General features: G+C 61.1%; 20 protein-coding genes and 2 tRNA genes. 17 read left to right on the top strand and 5 right to left on the bottom strand.

Annotated elements, in window-relative coordinates; all coding sequences use genetic code 11:
* Positions 1 to 471: a universal stress protein gene (locus tag C2L71_RS00330; protein WP_239926179.1), complete on the bottom strand. Its 471-nt coding sequence runs from the start codon at positions 469 to 471 to the stop codon at positions 1 to 3.
* Between the two features lie 224 nt (positions 472 to 695).
* On the opposite strand from C2L71_RS00330, the gene C2L71_RS00335 reads away from it, so the two are divergent.
* The 9 genes from C2L71_RS00335 (at position 696) to rplQ (ending at position 4,908) form a co-directional block, all read left to right on the top strand.
* Positions 696 to 771 (top strand) — tRNA-Lys (locus C2L71_RS00335).
* A 37-nt stretch (positions 772 to 808) separates the two neighbouring features.
* A tRNA-Gln gene (locus C2L71_RS00340) sits at positions 809 to 882 on the top strand.
* Positions 883 to 1,343: 461 nt separating this feature from the next.
* The gene (gene infA / locus C2L71_RS00345; protein WP_009306918.1) at positions 1,344 to 1,562 is read left to right on the top strand and encodes a translation initiation factor IF-1; all 219 of its coding nucleotides are present in this window, start codon (positions 1,344 to 1,346) and stop codon (positions 1,560 to 1,562) included.
* Positions 1,563 to 1,772: 210 nt separating this feature from the next.
* On the top strand, positions 1,773 to 1,886 hold the full coding sequence (gene rpmJ, locus C2L71_RS00350) for a 50S ribosomal protein L36 (RefSeq protein ID WP_006363204.1): 114 nt from the start codon (positions 1,773 to 1,775) through the stop codon (positions 1,884 to 1,886).
* A gap of 21 nt (positions 1,887 to 1,907) precedes the next feature.
* Complete coding sequence (gene rpsM, locus C2L71_RS00355; protein ID WP_103263804.1) at positions 1,908 to 2,276, top strand: 30S ribosomal protein S13; 369 nt, start codon at positions 1,908 to 1,910, stop codon at positions 2,274 to 2,276.
* A gap of 11 nt (positions 2,277 to 2,287) precedes the next feature.
* Positions 2,288 to 2,686 carry a 30S ribosomal protein S11 gene (gene rpsK, locus C2L71_RS00360; RefSeq protein WP_013980867.1) on the top strand — a complete coding sequence of 133 codons (399 nt, stop codon included), beginning with the start codon at positions 2,288 to 2,290 and terminating at the stop codon, positions 2,684 to 2,686.
* Positions 2,687 to 2,706: 20 nt separating this feature from the next.
* Positions 2,707 to 3,303 carry a 30S ribosomal protein S4 gene (gene rpsD / locus C2L71_RS00365; RefSeq protein WP_103263805.1) on the top strand — a complete coding sequence of 199 codons (597 nt, stop codon included), beginning with the start codon at positions 2,707 to 2,709 and terminating at the stop codon, positions 3,301 to 3,303.
* A 29-nt stretch (positions 3,304 to 3,332) separates the two neighbouring features.
* Positions 3,333 to 4,283 (top strand): DNA-directed RNA polymerase subunit alpha, encoded by a 951-nt coding sequence (locus tag C2L71_RS00370; RefSeq protein WP_103263806.1) that lies wholly within the window; start codon positions 3,333 to 3,335, stop codon positions 4,281 to 4,283.
* A 13-nt stretch (positions 4,284 to 4,296) separates the two neighbouring features.
* Complete coding sequence (gene rplQ, locus C2L71_RS00375; protein ID WP_103263807.1) at positions 4,297 to 4,908, top strand: 50S ribosomal protein L17; 612 nt, start codon at positions 4,297 to 4,299, stop codon at positions 4,906 to 4,908.
* Positions 4,909 to 5,174: 266 nt separating this feature from the next.
* On the opposite strand, the gene C2L71_RS00380 is transcribed toward rplQ, so the two are convergent.
* The 3 genes from C2L71_RS00380 to C2L71_RS00390 are packed head-to-tail and all read right to left on the bottom strand — an operon-like array spanning position 5,175 to position 7,166.
* Complete coding sequence (locus C2L71_RS00380) at positions 5,175 to 5,786, bottom strand: cytochrome c3 family protein (RefSeq protein WP_103263808.1); 612 nt, start codon at positions 5,784 to 5,786, stop codon at positions 5,175 to 5,177.
* A 5-nt stretch (positions 5,787 to 5,791) separates the two neighbouring features.
* Positions 5,792 to 6,691: a slipin family protein gene (locus C2L71_RS00385; protein ID WP_239926181.1), complete on the bottom strand. Its 900-nt coding sequence runs from the start codon at positions 6,689 to 6,691 to the stop codon at positions 5,792 to 5,794.
* Between the two features lie 31 nt (positions 6,692 to 6,722).
* Entirely contained in the window at positions 6,723 to 7,166 is a 444-nt protein-coding gene (locus C2L71_RS00390; protein ID WP_103263810.1) for a GntR family transcriptional regulator, read from the bottom strand.
* A 302-nt stretch (positions 7,167 to 7,468) separates the two neighbouring features.
* On the opposite strand from C2L71_RS00390, the gene C2L71_RS00395 reads away from it, so the two are divergent.
* The 6 genes from C2L71_RS00395 (at position 7,469) to C2L71_RS00420 (ending at position 13,213) form a co-directional block, all read left to right on the top strand.
* Positions 7,469 to 7,963 (top strand): 4Fe-4S dicluster domain-containing protein, encoded by a 495-nt coding sequence (locus C2L71_RS00395; RefSeq protein ID WP_204600444.1) that lies wholly within the window; start codon positions 7,469 to 7,471, stop codon positions 7,961 to 7,963.
* Positions 7,964 to 8,008: 45 nt separating this feature from the next.
* Entirely contained in the window at positions 8,009 to 8,980 is a 972-nt protein-coding gene (gene nrfD / locus C2L71_RS00400) for an NrfD/PsrC family molybdoenzyme membrane anchor subunit (protein WP_103263812.1), read from the top strand.
* Positions 8,981 to 9,107: 127 nt separating this feature from the next.
* Positions 9,108 to 11,012, top strand: coding sequence for an FAD-binding protein (locus tag C2L71_RS00405; RefSeq protein ID WP_103263813.1), 1,905 nt, complete (start codon positions 9,108 to 9,110; stop codon positions 11,010 to 11,012).
* A 293-nt stretch (positions 11,013 to 11,305) separates the two neighbouring features.
* A complete protein-coding gene (locus C2L71_RS00410) occupies positions 11,306 to 11,572 on the top strand; it encodes a BAG1 BAG family molecular chaperone regulator 1 (RefSeq protein ID WP_103263814.1) in 267 nt (88 codons plus the stop codon).
* Positions 11,573 to 11,807: 235 nt separating this feature from the next.
* Positions 11,808 to 12,173, top strand: a complete 366-nt coding sequence (locus C2L71_RS00415; RefSeq protein WP_103263815.1) for a hypothetical protein — start codon at positions 11,808 to 11,810, stop codon at positions 12,171 to 12,173.
* Between the two features lie 182 nt (positions 12,174 to 12,355).
* On the top strand, positions 12,356 to 13,213 hold the full coding sequence (locus C2L71_RS00420; protein WP_103263816.1) for an energy-coupling factor transporter transmembrane component T family protein: 858 nt from the start codon (positions 12,356 to 12,358) through the stop codon (positions 13,211 to 13,213).
* A gap of 215 nt (positions 13,214 to 13,428) precedes the next feature.
* Here C2L71_RS00420 and C2L71_RS00425 read toward each other — a convergent pair whose 3' ends face one another.
* Complete coding sequence (locus C2L71_RS00425; RefSeq protein WP_103263817.1) at positions 13,429 to 15,162, bottom strand: FAD-dependent oxidoreductase; 1,734 nt, start codon at positions 15,160 to 15,162, stop codon at positions 13,429 to 13,431.
* 213 nt (positions 15,163 to 15,375) lie between these two features.
* Here C2L71_RS00425 and C2L71_RS00430 point away from each other — a divergent pair, with 213 nt between their 5' ends.
* Together C2L71_RS00430 and eno are read left to right on the top strand one after the other, a co-directional pair.
* Positions 15,376 to 16,914 carry a response regulator transcription factor gene (locus C2L71_RS00430; RefSeq protein WP_157938905.1) on the top strand — a complete coding sequence of 513 codons (1,539 nt, stop codon included), beginning with the start codon at positions 15,376 to 15,378 and terminating at the stop codon, positions 16,912 to 16,914.
* A gap of 239 nt (positions 16,915 to 17,153) precedes the next feature.
* A complete protein-coding gene (gene eno / locus C2L71_RS00435) occupies positions 17,154 to 18,446 on the top strand; it encodes a phosphopyruvate hydratase (protein WP_103263819.1) in 1,293 nt (430 codons plus the stop codon).
* The last annotated feature ends 135 nt before the right edge of the window (positions 18,447 to 18,581 follow it).

Here is an 18,581-nt window from a genome sequence, read left to right on the forward strand (position 1 = left end):
TTAGCTGAGCGGCTTCTTGTCCGGCGTGTCCTTTGCGATGAGCACTGCCACCGGAGACCCCTGCACCACGGCGTAGCTCACGCTGCCCAGATATCCTTTAACGCCTCCCTGTCCCCTGCTGCCCATGATAATGAGGTCACAGCCTTCATCCTGGGCGCATTTGAGGATGAGGTCAGCGGGCGAGGTTCCTTTCAGCAGCTTGGCATGCGCGTTGTTCGGCACTTCGTCTGCGGTGCGCTGCAGATCATGCAGGATGCGGTCGGCTTCGTCGAAAAGCGCAGCTTCAGCACCGGTGCCCATGCCATACAGCTTGAGCACATGGACGAGCACAAGTTCGACACGTTCGTCTTGCGCCGCAATGGCGCGCGCGAGGTCAATGGCCTTGGCTGAAGGGGCTGATCCGTCGTAGGCGACCAGTATCTTGGAGCACCACATGAGAGCTGTCACGCCTTTCATCGAGGGGGTGCGCATGAGGAAACCCCTTCATTATACGCTTCCTGTTCTGCTTCAAGATTTCACCACGATGCCTTCATTCTGACGGGTTGCCTTCACCCTGCCTCGTTCGCCCTCCTGGACGCCCCGCGTCCCCGATCCGCGATTCTGTTGGCATTATGCACCGTTTGCATCTCCGAATATAATCATTGACCCGCTCCGCACGCCCGGCTAAAATGGGTACTCGCGCATGCAGCGGACGTGGGCCGTTAGCTCAGTTGGTAGAGCAGGGGACTTTTAATCCCAAGGTCGCGGGTTCGATTCCCTCACGGCCCACCATTTTCTTCTCCCTGCACGTTTCGCGGTTCGATTCCACTGGGCCATCGTCCAACGGCAGGACTCTGGTTTTTGGTACCAGCTATCCAGGTTCGAATCCTGGTGGCCCAGCCATCGTAGTCTCATGCGAGCTTTCGCCGAAATTCGTATGTCGATTGATTGGCCCCGCTATCGCAAACGGGGGGGGGCAACATCCTCTGCAACCTCCTCAATCCCATGTTCTCGCATCGCTGCTTCCGATCTGAGGATACCGCGGTTTCTGAAATCCTCCCTTGACCATGCGCCCAAAACACGTATCATTGATGCAATCGTTCGCAAGACTGCCGCGCGCCGCTAGTTCGAGCGTTGCGGATACGTCGAAGCCGACAAGGCGGCTGCGCAGTGCGCAAATACCTGGCGGTCCCGTTTCTGCGACGAGGACTGCGCGGCACAGACCGCAGGCCTGGCATGCAGGCATGTTCCGAACCAGCAGGTTTGTTGGTATCGTGCGCTCGTATTTTCTCTTGCACATCTTGTCAATAATTTGGTATCATTTGCAGCTGCTGCTTAACGACCATTTGCTTGAAGGAGCACTTTTGACCAAAGAAGATGTCATCGAGCTCGAGGGAACGGTCCTCGAGGCGTTGCCAAACGCTATGTTTAGGGTGGAACTCGAAAACGGGCACAAGATATTGGCCCACATTTCCGGCAAGATGCGCATGCACTACATCAAGATCCTGCCGGGTGACAAAGTGACGGTCGAGCTTTCCGTCTACGATCTCAATCGAGGTCGCATCACCTATCGGTTCAAATAGGGCGGTATCTGCGCGGCGCGTGGATGCGGTGTGCAGATTCTGTGATGAGAAGGACGATCGTCGAAAGGTTTCGACGGGTGTCGGAGCGTAGTGTGTCGGCAGGGGTGCAGGTCGGTCGGGCATGGGGTTGGGCAAACAGTGAGGAAAATCATCGTCTGCGGCTGGACGTGACAGATAGATATAAGAACGCATAACCGAAAGGAAGCAATTATGAAGGTACGCCCTTCGGTCAAGAAAATGTGCGACAAGTGCAAAATCATCCGACGCCATGGCAAGGTGCTCGTCATTTGCGAGAACCCGCGCCATAAGCAGCGTCAGGGCTAGGAAGAAAGAGGAGAATAACCTATGGCACGTCTTGTTGGTGTCGACCTTCCTCGCGACAAGCGCATTGAAGTCGGCTTGACCTACATCTACGGCATTGGCCTGACCACCTCCAAGAAGATTCTCGCCGAGACCGGCGTCGATCCTGACGTCCGCGTCAAGGACCTCACGGAGGATGATCTCACGAAGCTGCGCGACTACATCCAGGCGAACATCAAGGTGGAGGGCGACCTGCACCGCGAGGTTTCTCAGAACGTCAAGCGCCTCATGGAGATCGGTTGCTACCGAGGGCTGCGTCATCGTCGCGGTCTGCCTGTTCGCGGTCAGCGCACGCACACGAACGCGCGCACGCGCAAGGGTCCTCGTAAGCAAATCGGCGGAAAGAAGAAGTGAGGTAGCGAGAAGTGGCAGCTAAGAAAAACGTGCGCACCCGCATCAAGCGCTCCGAGCGCAAGAATATCGCCGTGGGTGCCGCGCACATCAAGTCTACGTTCAACAACACCATCGTGAGCATCACCGATCCTCAGGGCAATGTGATCTCATGGCAGTCCGCTGGCACGGTTGGCTTCAAGGGCTCCCGCAAGTCCACGCCGTTTGCGGCGCAGATGGCCGCCGAGGCCGCTGCGAAGACGGCGATGGAGCACGGCCTGAAGAAGGTCGCCGTGTTCGTCAAGGGCCCGGGTTCGGGCCGCGAGACGGCCATACGCTCGCTTCAGGCCGCTGGCCTGGAAGTCTCCAGCATTCAGGATTGCACACCCATCCCGCACAACGGTTGCCGTCCCCGCAAGCGTCGTCGCGTGTAGTTTGAAAGGATCGATTAACTATGGCAATCAATAGAACTCCGGTTCTAAAGCGCTGCCGTCAGCTTGGCCTGGATCCGGTGGTGCTGGGTTACAGCAGCAGCAAGACCTCCATCCGCGAGCCCAAGCGCCGTCGCAAGGAAAGCGAATACGGCATGCAGCTTCGCGAGAAGCAGAAGGTCAAGTTCATCTACGGGGTGCTCGAGAAGCAGTTCCGCGGATACTACAAGAAGGCCAAGTCCATGCCGGGCGTCACGGGCGAGAACCTTATGCGCATCCTGGAGTCCCGTATCGACAACGTTATCTTCCGCCTCGGGTTCGCCCGCACGCGCAAGGAGGCTCGTCAGATCGTGACCCACGGCCACATTACCGTGAATGGCAAGCGCGTCGACATCCCGTCGTTGCGCGTGAAGGCCGGCGACGTCGTGGCCGTCGCTCCCAAGTCGAAGGACCTGCTGGTCATCAAGAGCGCACTCGTGTCGAATGCGCGCTTCCAGGTGCCGGCATGGCTCGAAGTTGATATCGAGAAGCTGCAGGGCAGCGTGTTGGCTCTCCCGCAACGCGATCAAATCGATCTGGACATTCGCGAACAGCTCATCGTCGAACTCTACTCGAAGTAATCGCGGCGTAGTAAGGAGGCTTATACAGCATGACAGAGTTCATGAGGCCTACAGTAACAACGGAAGAAGTTAACGAGACCGTAGCGCGTTTCATCGTGGAACCGCTGGAGCGCGGCTATGGCTATACGCTGGGAAACTGCATGCGCCGTGTGCTGCTCTCGTCGCTGGACGGCGCGAAAGCGACCGCGATCCAGATCGATGGCGTGCAGCATGAGTTCACGACCGCCGAAGGCGTTATCGAGGATATCACCGATATCGTCCTGAACGTCAAGGGGCTCGTGTTCTCCGCGCTCAACGACGATATCGAAGAGGCTACGGCGCATGTGTCGGCGGAAGGACCCTGCACGGTGACGGGCGCCGATCTCGACATCCCGACCGAATTCACGCTTGTCAACCCGGAGCATGTTATCGCTACGGTTGCCGATGGCGGTCAGCTGGACATGACGATCCGCATCGGCGTGGGCCGCGGCTATGTGTCGGCCGAGCGCAACAAGCGCACCGAGGACCCCATCGGCATCATCCATGTCGACTCGCTGTTCTCGCCGGTGCGCCGTTGCACGCTCAATGTCACGGATACCCGCGTCGGCCAGCGCACGGACTACGACAAGCTGGTGCTGGAAGTGGAGACGGATGGCAGCATCCTGCCTTCCGAGGCCGTGTGCCGCGCTTCCAATATCATCAACCAGTATATGGGCGCCTTCCTGAGCCTGTCCGACGTCATCGACGAAGAAGAGGGCGAGGTTCCCTCCATCTTCGCGCCGGAGGGGCAGGAGTCCAACGCAGAGCTCGATAAGCAGATCGAGGATCTGGACTTGTCGGTGCGCTCGTACAACTGCCTGAAGCGCGCCGGAATCCATTCCGTCCGACAGCTCGTCGAGTTCTCCGAGAACGATCTGCTGAACATCAGGAACTTTGGTGCGAAGTCCATCGAGGAAGTGAAGGACAAACTCATTTCCATGGACCTCAATTTGAAGCTATAGGAGACACGAGATCATGAGACACAACTACAAGGGCCGCAAGCTGGGCACTGACTTCAGCCACACCAAGGCCATGAAGAAGAGCTTGGTGAACGCCCTGTTCCTGAACGACCGCATCAAGACGGTCGAGTCGCGCGCCAAGGAGATCCGTCCTGACGTCGACAAGATCATCACGTGGGCGAAGAAGGGCGACCTGCATTCCCGTCGTCTTGCCATCGCGGCAACCGGCGATAAGGAAATCGTGCGCGAGATCTTCGAGAAGGTTGCGCAGGGCATGTTCGCCGATCGCCAGGGCGGCTATACCCGCATTATGAAGCTGGGCAACCGCAAGGGCGACAACGCCCCCATGGTTATCATGGAGCTGGTGACCGAGCCCGTAGCCAAGAAGGCCAAGGATGAGGAGAAGCCTGCTGCCAAGAAGGCAGCGAAGAAGGCCACTCCGAAGAAGGTCGAGGCTGCGGACGAGACGCCGGCTGAGGAGAAGGCTGCCGAGGCCGAGGAGCCGAAGGTCGAAGCCGAGGAAGCTCGGGAGGCAGAGGCTCAGGTTGAGGAGGCCGACAAGGCCGAGGAAGCCGCTGCTGAGGATGCCGAAGCCGCCAAGGCGGAGGAGAAGGACAAGGCCGAATAGTCCGTTCTTCGCTCAGTCTGCAACGATGCATCGAGCGGGCTGCAACAAAAGCCCTAGGTGAAAGAGCCGAAGCCCAGCCGGGTTTCGGCTCTTCTGCTGCGAGGGCTTGCGCGCCTTTTCTTTCGCGCCCATTCCCGCAAGCAGCAGTTGTGCGCATGCAGGTGAGCATATGCGTTCCAGATGGTATGCGCGCCTGTTCCAGCCGTGAGAAGGCGCATGGGAAGATGCGACTCCGTCCAGGTCTTTTCAAGAGGCGATGTGCGAATTTAGTGGCACGTCTCACAATCGTAGATGTCTGCATGGTGGCAGTTCTGGCATGCTTGAGGCGCTCTCTCCAGAACGTCGGTGGATTCATGTGCGCTATGGCAGTCGGTGCAGCCAATCTTCGAGTGCCCTTTGTTCTCCGGCAATGCATGGGGGTTCATCGTTGTTTGGTTGCTGTCGACGAGGGCGATGCTGTCACGTGTCCTATCGGCGAGGTCGGCCTTGTCGTGGCAGCCCGTGCAGGCGTCGTTCTCAACTGCGGTGTGCATGAGCTCTGCGGTGGGCTTGGCATTCCGGATGCCTGTATGGACGGTTGTCAGCTCCGGGGCGTCATCATGGCAGTTCACGCAGTTCGATGGCGCATCGGAAAAATCCGTGCAAGCAGAGGCGGCTGCTGTTTTCGCCTCGAGGGAATGGCACGGTGCGCACTCGAGCTCCGGTTTCCAAGTAAAATCTTCTTGCAGGGAGACCTGTTCGACCGCCACGATTCCGGGCATCAACGCTTTGTCCGCAGATGTCGATTGACAGCCGATTAAAACAGTTGCAACGAGCAGGCAGAATACGAAACCCGCCATGACGGGCGCTTCCGGTTTCCTCCCTGCGTTTCTCCGCATTTCGATTATCCTTGTTTCGCGAAGAGATCCTTGAGGTCCTTCATGGTTCCGGCATTAAATCCCTCGCTGAAGGAACTGGGAACCACGATGAGATTGTTGCCGCCGCCCTCTTTCACGCTTTCGTTCACCATGCTTGCCATACGTATCTGGAGCGCGATCTCATCCTGGCGATAGAGCTCTGCCGCCTCCACGTACAGCTCTGCGATTTGGTTTTCGATCTCCGCGAGGATCACGCGCGCATTGCTTTCCTGTTGAGCCTGCGCCTCCCGCGACATCGCATCCTGCAGATTCTCGGGAATGAGGATGTTGCGGATTTCGACGGATAGGATCGAGATGCCCCAATCACTCGTTTTCGCGCTCAGCGTTTCCCGCAGTTCGGAATCGAGCTGCGAACGTCGCGTCGAAATATCGGCAAGGTTGATTCTGCCAATGGCATCGCGCAACGCCGTTTGCGCCGACCATGAAACGGCGTTGGGGTAGTTGTCCACTTCGCACCATGCCTTTTGAGGGTTCACTACCATCCAGAAAAGAACGGCATCGATATCGGTTGGCACGAGATCGGCGGTAAGCGCCTCTTCCGCAGAGAACGGCGTTACGATGATACGCTGGTCAACGCGCAGTGCGGCCGATTCAAGGAAAGGGATGGTGAAGAAGATGCCCGGTCCTTTCACTCGATTGAAGCGTCCCAGGCGCAGCACGACTACTTTCTCCCATTGTTGCGTGACGTGCACCGTCAATAAGGCGGTAACCAGATAAGCGAGGGCGATGAGCACCAACCCGAAGTGCCAGCCGTTATACAACACGAGGCCTAAGGGAAGAGCGGAGACGATGAACGTGAAAATCTCGAAAAGCCAAACGCCCATACGGGAAGAAAGGGGTTTCTTGGAGCGCACGGCGACGGGCAATCTGCTCTTTCGCTTTGCGTTCTTCCTCTTCTTACCCGACACGCTGCGCCCTTTCCCCCATAGGAGCGTTCTTTGAATTCGAGTCGATCGTAATGCAGACGCCCAGGCAATCCGCCACGATTCGCACGACCTCTTCGGCGGTCATGCCCAGCTGGAGAAGCTTGGAGACGTATTCGGACGTTATCATATGCGGCTCGCCCTCGAATGCGATAAAGCGCGAATCGTCGAGGTCGGCGACATGGGATCCCCGACCGGCCTGCACTTCGATAAGCCCGCTGCCTTCCAGCTCGTGATAGACCTTGTTCACGGTGTGGTAGTTGATGTCCAGCTGAACGGCCAGCTCTCGTACGGTCGGAAGCTGATCGCCCGGTTTGTACGTGCCCGATGCGATGAGATATGCGAGGCGTTGCTTCAGCTGCACCCAGATTGGGATATCGCTCTTCTTGTCGATCGAAAAGGAGTCGAACGGGTTCATGGACAACCCTCTCTTTTGCCTGTTGATGATATAGTATTCTATTGCTTGCGAACAATCAACAGCCGCCCCCGGCTGCCATCCTGAGCGAAATCGAAGGATCTTTACAAGAAGCGCATGTACGACACTCGATTGGAGGAGTGGGAGTGGATCGTATGAAGCCGGCGCGTTCGGTCACGCGGCGTTCCGCATTGGCGGCGTGCGTCGCAGCGGCGTCAACAGCAGCGCTTTCCTCCTGCGTTCCCTCCGGCTCGGCCGCTTCCTCCGAGGCTCCCAAGAAGGGGCTTGCCCAATACGGTTTCTGGATGGATTCAAGGGTCTGTGCCGGATGCGCTTCGTGTGTGGCGGCCTGCCGCGAGGCAAACAGCACGCCCGATGACTGCGAAGCGCGCAGAAGGATTATCTCGTACGTTTTTGATCGAGGGGAGTCGAGGTTCGTCTCGGTTTCGTGCATGCATTGCGCACAGCCCGCCTGCGTTGCCGCCTGCCCTGCTGGAGCCATAACCAAGCGCGCAGACGGAATTGTGGAGGTAGATCAGAGCCGGTGCATCGGGTGCAAGTACTGCCATGCGTCTTGCCCTTTCGGGGTGCCGCATTACACGTCGCTCGGCATGGACAAGTGCGACTGCTGCCTCGGTGCCGGTATAAAACCCGGTAAGGATCCATACTGTGTACAGGCTTGTCCGGCGAAAGCGCTGCAGTATGGAAAACTCGAAGACCTGCATCGGCGGGCAGAAGAGGCGGTGGGGAAGGTTGGGCTGCTCGAATCGCCTACCGAGCCTTCGTTCTATCTGACTTGACCTTTCATGAAGGCGTCTGATGGCTGAAACCGGCAAGGATCGCACATGATCGAACTGCAAACGGCATGGGGATGGCAGGTCGCGCTCTACCTCTTTCTCGGGGGGCTGGGCGCGGGAACGTTCATCGCCGCAACCTTGCTGGGATTCGTGCGCCGCAAGCGGCATCGACGGGCGCTTGCGGCTTCTTACTGGATAGCCGTCGCGTGCATCGCGGCGGGGCTGCTTTCGCTACTCTCCGAGGTCGTTCATCCCGGCAGGGCGTTGCTCATGTGGCAGAGCTTCAGCCACCTTGCCTCATGGATGGCGTTGGGCGCGTGGGCGGCGCTTGCGGCTCTGGTCGTTTTTTCTGTCACCGCGTTCCTTACGACGAGGAACACATCGGAATTGCTTTCCGGAGTGTGGGAAGAGCATCCTGGTTTGCGCAAAAGGCTGCGAACAGTTTTTTCGCTGGTCGGCCTCGTCCTCGCGTTTTTCATGGCGTTGTATACGGGGATGCTGCTCAAGGCAGCCCCGGGCATTCCCTTCTGGAATTCCTGGCTTCTGCCGTGTCTGTTCGTTGCAAGTGCGCTGGGAGCAGGCTTGAACGTTGTTGCCTCGCTTGCGGTTCTCACAGGTAGCGCTCGAAAGGTTTCACGCACACGGCGCCGGCTTTTCGCGGGCATCGTTATCGGCGTGGTGGCCGTCGAGAGCGCGCTGCTGTTCTTCTACTTGGCGAATATGCTGCAAGGCGGATCGGGCGCGCAGCCCTCCCAGCAATTCGCCGCTCAGGTTTCGGCCGAGTTGCTCCTGTCCGGCAGCTGCTCTTTGCCGTTCTGGGGGCTTGTGATCGCGGGGGGTCTCGTCGCGCCGCTCATCTTATCGGTATTGAGCCTGTTCCTGAGGGGAAGAGCAGGGTGGAGGATCCTTGCGATTGGCACCATGCTTACGGTGGTAGGCGATTGCGCCCTTCGTTTTCTTTTCCTTCATGTAGGCATGGGCGCAGACTACATAGGGCAAGCGCTGCTCTTGATATTGTAAAAGCATGTTGACAGGGGAATATTGAGAGTCTATGATGCAGCAATCGGGAAGTTCTATATATATAGAACGATGGATAAATGGGGAGCCCGATGGAATTGCTGCATCGAAAACGGGGAAAGGGGTAAAGATGGACGTTTCAAGAAGGGACCTGTTGAAAGGCGGAGCCGTTTTAGGGGCTGGTCTCGCCGTAAGCGCCGGGTTGGCTACGGGCGCTGCCGTTTTGCCGGGTTGCACTCCTTCATCGACGAAGCCGGGCGAGGCGGATTCGAGCGACGCCGTTTCGACGGGCGGCGCCTCGGGTAATCCGAACGACTATTATCAAACGGGCATAGACTGGTTGGGCGCGCCTCCCGAGATCGACGAAGCCGATGTCGCCGAGACTTTCGACGGAGACATCGTCGTCTGCGGCGGAGGAAACGCAGGAATCCAAGCCGCCTTGGCTGCAACGGAGGGCGGGGCGAAGGTTCACGTGCTCGAATCCTCGTCTGAGAAGTTCCGGAAGGTCAAGGGCAGGGACGTGGGCCACGTCAATTCGCAGTGGCTCATCGATCAGGGCTTCGGCCCCTACGACGAGGGCGAGATCGTCAACGAGTTCATGATGAGGTGTGCGGGCAGGAACAACGCCGAGATTATCAAGCGCTTCGTCTACAACTCGGGCGAGACGTTCGACCATATGATCAGTCTGGTCAACTGGCCGGACGATCGGATCAAACCGGTCAAGCGCTCGGATCCGAACGTCAGCCCTATCGATCCCAGCTCGATGTACGTTCCGCAGGCTGCAGGAGTTCTGGACGGGCCGGTGGAATACCCGGTCATGCAGGGCGGGTTTAAAACGTGGGCATCCACAGCTTCCGTGGTAGGGGAGATCAGCCATGTCATCGGCGATGAGTCCGGCATCGAGTCGAACGACTACTCTCGCCTTGACGAGATCCAGCAGTTCTCCATCCTGAAGAGCCAGGAGCTGGGCGCCGAGTGGCATTACGAGCAGCGTGCGCGCCGCCTCATCACCGACGATTCCGGCGCCGTTGTCGGGGTGTACGCCGAGAACGCGGACGGAACGTACACGCGCTACAACGCGTCGAAGGGCGTCATCCTCTGTGCGGGCGACTTCGGCGGCAACGTCGATATGGCCTGGGCGCTGCTCGCCGAGATATCGGAGTTCGCGGCGCGCGCGGGCAAGGGGCCGGAGGACATCCGCGCCGAGAGCTTCTGCGAGGGCGACGGCCATAAGATGGCCTGCTGGGTTGGCGGCCAGATCGAGCCGCTTCCGAGGCCCATCCTCAACTACCACTGGACGGGCGCTCCTTGGGGCACGGTTCCCTATCTGTGGCTCAATAGTGAGGGGAAGCGCTTCATGAACGAGGCCGCCGTCACCAATGCCTGGGCGAACAGCCTCAGGCAGCCGCTCGGCCCGATCTGCACCATTTCCGACAGCAAGTGGTTCGATGTCTTGAAGAGGGGTGGCATCGAGCTCGGCGCCCCCAATGCCGGCAGGCAAGAGTACATAACGGAGCTTAAGGAAGACGTCGACAACGTGCCGGTGGGAGACCCTAACGGAGGCAGATGCCGCGACAGCGTCGAGTGCGAGCGCCAGCCGCATATCGTGTACAAGGCAGATACCATCGAGGAGCTGTGCGGTTTCATGGGATTTTCCGACGAAGCGGCAAAGGAGGCGGCAGCTTCGGTCGAACGCTACAACGAGCTCTGCAAGCAGGGACACGATGCGGATTTCGACAAAGATGACAAGTTCATGTCTCCCATCGACGAGCCTCCCTACATCGGCTCCTTCTTCGAGAACGAGCGCTGGAGCGGCATAGGCCTCGTGTGCTTCGCCGGTCTGCTCACCGACGGCCATCTGCAGGTCTTGGACGGCGACGGGAAGAAGATTCCAGGACTCTGGGCGGCGGGGAACTGCCTCGGCGGACGCTTCGGCACGGGGTACGTAACCCCGATAGCGGGCAATTCCGTGGGCATGGCGATCACGCACGGCCGTGTTGCGGGGAAGGTTGCCACCGGACAAGAAGTGCGTTAGGACGATCGTCGGCTACCTGCCAGAAAAAGAACAGCGAACGTGCCATCGACCTGGAGCTGCATCGTTTTCGATGCAGCTCCATCTGCGCGCGGTACGCTCGGCATGCGCACGCGTAACGCATGGGAGTTTCGAGTGCACCCCAAGCGCATCGCGCCGCTGTTCCCTCTTGCGTCGTTCAGCCGTTGCGGCACCGTAGCTCCCCGGTGGTCGTGTCCGCCCTGCGCCGTGCGTAGAATGATGCGGACAAGACGCGCGGGCGCGGCCCGTGCCGCTCGGAAGGAAAGGAGCGATCGATGGATATCGATATTTTGGAGGAAGAAACTTTGCTCGACGACTCGACGGCCGAGGCCGAGCAGGCCCGCATGGCAGCCGACGATCTCCGCCATATCGAGGAAGAGGTCAAGCAGGAGGCCGAGGCCTCCGTCGAGGACTTCGACGATGAAGGCGACGAGAAACGCTCGGTCGAGGCGGCTGGCACCGCGTTCGACTTCGACAAGGCGGAGAGCATCACCGCCAGCATCGAAGACGATGTCGAAGAAGGCATCGAAAGCGATAGCTAAGAGCTTCATCCCCATTGTCGGTACCGGCCGCCCGTGCGCGTTGTGCAGGGGCGGCCGACCGCTGTTGTTCGTCGTGCCGTCTGCGGATCCGTGCGCCCGTGCGTCCCGCACGGGCGCACGACTTCCGTCTCCATGCAACCGTATGGTCGCCGTTACCCCACGGCATCCGACGCGCCGCGCCGCTTGGCTAGAATGCAAGCTTCAGTGGTGATACGCAGGCGAAAGGAGCACGACCATGGTTGATCGAGCATACAAGACCGGCGACGCATCCGTCGACATGAAGAACGGTGCGAAGGACATGGCGCACGATGTCAAAAACAACGTAAAGGATGCCTTCCATGAGGCGAAGGCGGGCGTGAACGAGCGCAAGGCTGAAGACGAAGCCGCCAAGCGCGAACACGACATCGCCCAGAAGACCGGAGATCCTGCTGCGGCAATGCGCGCTCAGCAGCACGAGCAGCGCAAGGACGAGAAGGGCGAGGGCTTCCTCGACTCCGTCAAGGAGTCGCTCGGCAAAGCGGGTGAGGCGGTCAAAGAGGCCGCTGTAGATGCCAAGGACAACGTGAAGCAGGGCGTGGAGAACATGCGCGAAGGCCGCTAGCCAGCACGCTCGTCCGCAGACGACGACGGCGAACCGCAGTCGCCGCCTTCGCCGTCGCCGTCGGGCGCGCTTGGCAACGAGCGCGTCCGGCACCCCGAGGCCCGCAGCCGAGCTGCGGGCCTCTTTGGCGGTCCGATTCCCATGCTTCGACGGAAGCTCGCAGTTGTGGCATACTTTTCAATATGCGGATCAACGTCAGCTCCTACATCTCCGGGTCGTCCCCTGTCCATGTGTGCGATGCGCGCGTAAAAATCGTGTTGCTTGCGGCGTACTCGATCACGCTGTTTTTCGTGCGCACATGGACCGGGCTCGCGGCATGCGCGCTGCTGTTCTTCGTCGTGGCCGCTGTCTCTCGCATCCCGCTGCGACGGTACTTCGCGCTGCTCGTTCCCGTGTACGTCATCGTGGGGTTTACCATACTCTTCAACGGGTTCGCATTCGACGTCTCCCAGGCGACTGCGAGCGGTGCACCTGCGGGTTTGGGAAACGTATCCGCCGGGGTGCTGTCTGATCTGCCGCCTATCGCGCTCGTCGGCTCGTTCGGCTTCGTGCCCGCCGGGTTCGCGCGCGGATGCTTCTTTGCGCTGCGCATCGTGCTGCTCGTGGTGGCCAGCCTCGTGGTGACGTACACCACTACCTCCACTGAACTGACGGCGGCGCTCGGCGATTTTCTTCGTCCGCTGCGGCGGTTGCGCCTGCCTGTCGACGATATCGCGACCGTGTTCTCGCTCGCACTTCGGTTTATCCCGGTGACGGCTGAAGAATTCGGTCGAGTGCATGATGCCCAACAAGCGCGCGGCGCCGCCTTCGACGACGGCCCGCTTTGGGAACGTTTGCGCGCGTGGCAAACCGTGCTCATCCCGCTGTTCGTCGGACTGTTTCGCCGCGCCGATGCGCTTGCCACGGCCATGGATGCCCGCTGCTACGGTGCGCCTGAGGTGGCGCGCACATCGCTCGCGGATCGGCGGTTCGCGCCGCGCTCGGTTGCCGTCCTTGCAGGCGGCTTGGCTGTTTGCGCTGCGCTGGCCGCGCTTCTGTAATGCGCCGATCTCGAATGCGGCCTGGCGCCCCTCATTCGAGTCTAACATCCGAGGACTACTCTTTGGGAATGCAGATGGCGCGCCGCTTCGCGGCTTCGTCTTGGACGATCGACGGCCGGAGCATGTCAAGAGCCCGGACGCGAAGGGGAGGGGGCGTCCGGGCTCGGTAGGCGGTACCGCCGCGGGTATGCGCCCGCGGCGGCAGAGGATGGCGCTTACTCGGCGCCGGCCAGCTTACGGCCGGTCACGTAGCCGAAGGTGAGGCACGTGCCGCCCAGGTTGTGACCAGGGAAGTGCGTGGAGTAGCAGTTGTTGTACATGTCGCCCACCGTGGAGCCCAGGCAGTACAGGCCCTCGATGACCTCGTCGTCGGCGTTCATGACCTGCAGGTTGTCGTTGCAGCGGATGCCGCCGGTGGTGGACAGGAACCACGGCGTGCACTCGATGCCGTAGAACGGGCCCTTCTTGATGGGCAGCAGCAGCTCTTTGCGCTTGCCGAATTCCTCGTCGACGCCCGCGTCGCAGTAGCCGTTATACGCCTCGACGGTCTTGAGCGTCTCATCCTTCGGCAGGCCCAGCTTCTCCACCAGCTCCTCCACGGTGTCGGCCTTGATCATCTTCACCGGGATGTCGCCCGAGCCGTTCATGTTGATGGTGCCGGGGCCGTCCACCACGGTCTGCCAGTAGGCGCGCACGTCGTCGGGCGTGTCGAACACCTTCGGGCCGTCCACGTAGCGGTGGTTCTGCCACTGCGGCTCGTTCGCGTAGTCGTCGTCCCAGATGGCGAACGCGTGGTTGCCTTTCTGGTGCATGAGCGCCAGGCCGCCGTGCGAGATGACGTTGTCCTCGTTGTCGTAGCGGCGGCCGTCCTCGTTCACCATGAGGCCCTGGAACGCGCGCACCTGGCGCGTGATGGAGCGCCACTGGAAGCAGAAGATCATGGGCGCGGGCGTCTCGCTCTTGTCGACCGCGGCGCCAGCCCAGTACGCCATCTTGTGGCCCGAGCCGTCCCAGATGCCGCCGAACTCGGTCTGATGCGCCGCCCAGGGGATGAACTTTTCCAGCATGTCCTTGTCTTGGCCGAAGTCGCCCGTTGCGATAACCACGCCGTTCTTGCCGTTGACGCGAACGTAGCCGTCGCCGCTCTTCGCTATGACGCCCACCACCTTGTCGCCGTCCTTCGCGAGCTGCTTCGCTTCGGTGGAGTAGCGGATGTCGACGCCGGCTTTCTCGCAGTACAGCGCCATGTTCGCGCACACGTCCTGCTGCGGGTTGTCGTCGGGGCCCTTGCCGTTGGGACCGTCGAGGAACTCGTGCGTGCCGGGGAACTCGCCGTTGATGTTCTCGGGGTCCTCGTACCAATGCTCCATGACGGGGGTGAGGTCGTCGCCGCCCACGGAACTGGCCGTGGTCATGCGGTCGATGAGCCAGTCCATGGCCTCGCCCGAGCGGTTGAAGTGCAGCATCCACTTGCGACCGTCCACGCGGTAGGAGTGGTAGCCCATCATGCGCTTGTAGCGCTGGGCCACTTCTTCGACGGAGCACGCGTAGCCCTTCTCCTTCGTCAGCTTCGAGTTCATGGCGTAGATGGAGCCGCCGCGACCGATGACGTGGTCCATGCGCTCGATCATGACGACATTCGCGCCGTTCTCGGCCGCCGAGAGCGCGCAGCACAGGCCCGAGAATCCGGCACCGATGACCACGATGTCGGCGTCCACGGTTTCGGTAATGTCGCTTTCAGGAATGGGGTCGGGTGCGACCTCGAAATCGTACGCGCCGCCGCCCTTGCTGTCGGAACCCGACGACCCTGCCGAGCCGGACTGAGGCTGCGCAGCGCAGCCGGAAAGCGCGCCCACGCCCGTGACGGCGACCGCACCTGCGGCACCGGTGGCGAGCGCACCCTTCAAAAAGCTGCGCCGGTCCATGTTCAGAATGCCGTTGTCTTTCATTGCGAATCCCTTCCTCCCTTGCGGTGTTCGCGGCATGTCCTTCGGACTTGCCGCTCGACCGACGCCCTCCGCGCCGGTCGATGGGGGCACCCTAGCATGACGCGTCGATGCGTTTCGTCCCCCCGCGGCAGGGAAAACGGCGTTTTCCCTGTTTTCACCCTACAGGGTGAGACGTTGAGCGGTATGCTATGCGAAAGGAGAGAAGGGGAGGTCATGCCGAACGATCAGGTTCGCACGCTTTTCAACGCTCCGAACGAGCGTCGTAGCGTGGTAGCGGGTATCGTGCAGTCTGGCGCGGGACGCGGACGCATCGCCTTGACGATGGCGTGCTACACAGTGTGGATGGTCGCCTGCTGCTCCGGCCCGGCCGTGGCCGTGCAGCAGGAGCCGGGCCTTGGCGCGGAGGGGGCGGGGCTGCCAGCATGGATGGGGCCGTTGGCTGTGATGGCTGTGGCCAGCCTGATCATCGCGCTGTGGTTCAAGCGTACGAGGAAAGTGCCCGAGGGAGCTTCCTGGCTCATGGCCCTCGCGTCCGTCATGACCTTGGGCTCGGCGCTCCACTTGGTCTGGGCGCTTGATAGGTCGCTGCCCCTGGGCGCCGACATGGCGCTTTACGTTGCTATGAGTGTGCTCGTTGGGATCGGAGCGGCGCTGTTTCGCGTGGAAATCGATCGGGTATTCGGTTGGATAGGCACGCAGCAAACACTGTACCAGGGCATGATAGGAACAGCGGTGGCCATTGCGGTCTTCGTGTTCTGCTCGTCTGCGGGCGACTCCGGTCAGGCGCCCGTGGCGCTCTACGGGCTCGCGCTCGCCCTGCCGTTCGCATCCCAAGCTCTTTTGCGCCATGTGGTTCGCGGGTTTCCTCGCAGCCGGTACTTCGCGCATGGCAAGGACGTGCCGCTGCCGTTTCCCGCTACATTCGTCGCCACATCAGGCGTGCAGGGCGTCGCAGCCGGCATGCTGTACATGGGCCTGTTCCTCTACGGCGGGGGCATAGTGTTCGGCTCGGTTGAGATACTGGCCGGCCAGCTTGCGGCGGCGACGTTGCTGCTCGCCACGCTCGTGTTTCTGCGCATGGACTTCAATCGCCTCATCTACAAGGTGGCGTTTCCTTTTGCGGCGGCAGGGTTCGTGCTGCTTGCCGCCGCTCCGGCGTTCCAGACGATCGGCGTCATGGTGCTCATGGCCGGCTTCTGCTATCTCGATCTCGTGTTGTGGAGCTTGGGCGCGTGCCTGATGAAGAACATGGGCCTGCCGGCCACCTGGATAGCCAGCTGCCCGGGCGCGGCGCTGTTCTTCGGGGTGGTTGCCGGAGGGCTGCTTGCCGCTCTGCTGCTGGATGGTCGGGTGCTCGGCCAAGCGCTCGTGCTTGGGAGCTTCGTTGCCTGCTTTCTGCTTGCGGCGGCGTTATTCCTTTCGAGCGGCAGCAACTTGAAGTATGGATGGGGGACGGTGCAGCCGGGGGAGGGAGGGCCGGAGATGGGCGAGCTTGCCGGCGTAGCTCGCTTCTCCGCGATAGAGCATGGTCTGACGCAGCGCGAGAGCGAGGTGATGGTGCTGCTTGTGCGGGGCAAGGCGCGGCGTGCGATCTGCGAGGAGCTCATGGTGTCGCCCGATACCGTGAAAACCCACGTGCGTGCCGTGTACCGCAAGTTCGACGTGCACTCCCAGCAGGAGCTCATCGATTATGTCGTACGAGAGCGGGAAAGCCTCGCCCCCGATGATTCAGAGCGACTGCTCGGCACGTGAGGCCGCTGTGCAGGTCGCCCCTCCAGCGCCTGCCAGCTTCCCTCGGCTCTTGTCGACTCCTGCCAAGATCTCTCAGCTTTCCCAACTCCTCTCAACGATCAACCGTTTATCGCCGGTGTTGTGGGAAACGCTCGCAAAGCGGGGGATTGCGCTTCCGACGTGCTATGATTGCCGATAGGGTCAGACTTCGCCGGAACGGTCCGGCGAGGCGGATTGCTTGAAATCACAAGGAGGCATGCATGAGCGTCATCATCGATGTGTTCGGCCGCGAGGTTTTGGACTCGCGCGGCAACCCGACCGTTGAAGTGGAAGTCGTGCTCGAAGACGGGTCGTTCGGGCGTGCAGCTGTCCCTTCGGGCGCTTCGACCGGCGCGTTCGAAGCGGTGGAGCTGCGCGACTGCGATAAGGGCCGCTATTTGGGTAAGGGCACGCTTGATGCGGTGGCTCACGTGAACGAGGAGATTGCCGACGCGCTCATCGGCCTCGAAGCTGACGATCAGCGTGCAGTGGACGACATCATGCTGGCACTGGACGGAACCGACAACAAGGGGGCGCTCGGCGCGAACGCCATCTTGGGCGTCTCGCTGGCATGCGCGAAGGCGTCGGCCGAATCCGCCGAGCTTCCTCTGTACAAATACGTGGGCGGTGTGAATGCGCACCTGCTGCCCACGCCTATGATGAACATCCTGAACGGCGGCGTGCATGCCGACAACAACGTGGACTTCCAGGAGTTCATGATCATGCCGGTGGGTGCCCCCACGTTCGCCGAGGCGCTGCGCTGGTGCGCCGAGATCTACCACACGTTGAAGAAGGTGCTGCACGACGCGGGCCTCGGCGGCGGCGTGGGCGACGAGGGCGGCTTCGCCCCAAACTTCACCACGAACGAGGAGCCCCTCGAGTACATCGTGAAGGCCTGCGAGGCTGCCGGATACGCACCCGGCAGCGACATCATGTTCGCCATGGACCCGGCTTCCACCGAGTTCTACGACGCCGAGAAGCAGAAGTACGTGCTGGCCGGGGAAGGTCGCGAGCTCACGAGCGCCGAGATGGTGGATTATTGGGAGGCGCTTGTCGGCAAGTACCCCATCATCTCCATCGAGGACGGCATGGCCGAAGAGGATTGGGACGGCTGGAAGGCGCTCACCGAGCGCATCGGCGACCGCGTGCAGCTGGTGGGCGACGACCTGTTCGTCACGAATTCCCAGCGTCTGGCCAAGGGCATCGAGATGGGCTGCGCGAACGCCATCCTCATCAAGGTGAACCAGATCGGCAGCCTCACCGAGACGCTCGAGGCCATCGAGATGGCGAAGCAGGCCGGGTACGCCTGCGTCATGAGCCACCGTTCCGGCGAGACCGAGGACACCACCATCGCCGACCTGTCCGTGGCGTGTAACACGGGCCAGATCAAGACGGGCGCGCCCTGCCGCAGCGATCGCGTGGCGAAGTATAACCAGCTGCTGCGCATCGAAGAAGAGCTTGACGCTGCCGGCGAATACGCCGGTGCGGGCGCGTTCTACAACATCAAGCGCTAACCAGCCCCGATCCAGCGGTTCGACATTCGTGCGAGCCGTAGCCGGCGTCTCGGCGGGCGGGAGGGGACGACTCAGGCTCTTCAACGGTGCCAGGTTCGATCGGGTACGGGCTCCTCGTCCCGCTACCATGCAGGG

The organism is Enteroscipio rubneri, assembly GCF_002899715.1.
In the GTDB taxonomy this organism is placed as follows: domain Bacteria; phylum Actinomycetota; class Coriobacteriia; order Coriobacteriales; family Eggerthellaceae; genus Enteroscipio; species Enteroscipio rubneri.

Excerpts from the sequence above, each read along its gene's own strand:
- C2L71_RS00330 (WP_239926179.1), bottom strand. The coding sequence starts at position 471 with ATGCGCACCCCCTCGATGAAAGGCGTGACAGCTCTCATGTGGTGCTCC.
- rpmJ (WP_006363204.1), top strand. The coding sequence starts at position 1,773 with ATGAAGGTACGCCCTTCGGTCAAGAAAATGTGCGACAAGTGCAAAATC.
- rpsM (WP_103263804.1), top strand. The coding sequence starts at position 1,908 with ATGGCACGTCTTGTTGGTGTCGACCTTCCTCGCGACAAGCGCATTGAA.
- rpsD (WP_103263805.1), top strand. The coding sequence starts at position 2,707 with ATGGCAATCAATAGAACTCCGGTTCTAAAGCGCTGCCGTCAGCTTGGC.
- C2L71_RS00370 (WP_103263806.1), top strand. The coding sequence starts at position 3,333 with ATGACAGAGTTCATGAGGCCTACAGTAACAACGGAAGAAGTTAACGAG.
- rplQ (WP_103263807.1), top strand. The coding sequence starts at position 4,297 with ATGAGACACAACTACAAGGGCCGCAAGCTGGGCACTGACTTCAGCCAC.
- C2L71_RS00380 (WP_103263808.1), bottom strand. The coding sequence starts at position 5,786 with ATGCGGAGAAACGCAGGGAGGAAACCGGAAGCGCCCGTCATGGCGGGT.
- C2L71_RS00390 (WP_103263810.1), bottom strand. The coding sequence starts at position 7,166 with ATGAACCCGTTCGACTCCTTTTCGATCGACAAGAAGAGCGATATCCCA.
- C2L71_RS00395 (WP_204600444.1), top strand. The coding sequence starts at position 7,469 with ATGGATTCAAGGGTCTGTGCCGGATGCGCTTCGTGTGTGGCGGCCTGC.
- nrfD (WP_103263812.1), top strand. The coding sequence starts at position 8,009 with ATGATCGAACTGCAAACGGCATGGGGATGGCAGGTCGCGCTCTACCTC.
- C2L71_RS00405 (WP_103263813.1), top strand. The coding sequence starts at position 9,108 with ATGGACGTTTCAAGAAGGGACCTGTTGAAAGGCGGAGCCGTTTTAGGG.
- C2L71_RS00410 (WP_103263814.1), top strand. The coding sequence starts at position 11,306 with ATGGATATCGATATTTTGGAGGAAGAAACTTTGCTCGACGACTCGACG.
- C2L71_RS00415 (WP_103263815.1), top strand. The coding sequence starts at position 11,808 with ATGGTTGATCGAGCATACAAGACCGGCGACGCATCCGTCGACATGAAG.
- C2L71_RS00420 (WP_103263816.1), top strand. The coding sequence starts at position 12,356 with ATGCGGATCAACGTCAGCTCCTACATCTCCGGGTCGTCCCCTGTCCAT.
- C2L71_RS00425 (WP_103263817.1), bottom strand. The coding sequence starts at position 15,162 with ATGAAAGACAACGGCATTCTGAACATGGACCGGCGCAGCTTTTTGAAG.
- C2L71_RS00430 (WP_157938905.1), top strand. The coding sequence starts at position 15,376 with ATGCCGAACGATCAGGTTCGCACGCTTTTCAACGCTCCGAACGAGCGT.
- eno (WP_103263819.1), top strand. The coding sequence starts at position 17,154 with ATGAGCGTCATCATCGATGTGTTCGGCCGCGAGGTTTTGGACTCGCGC.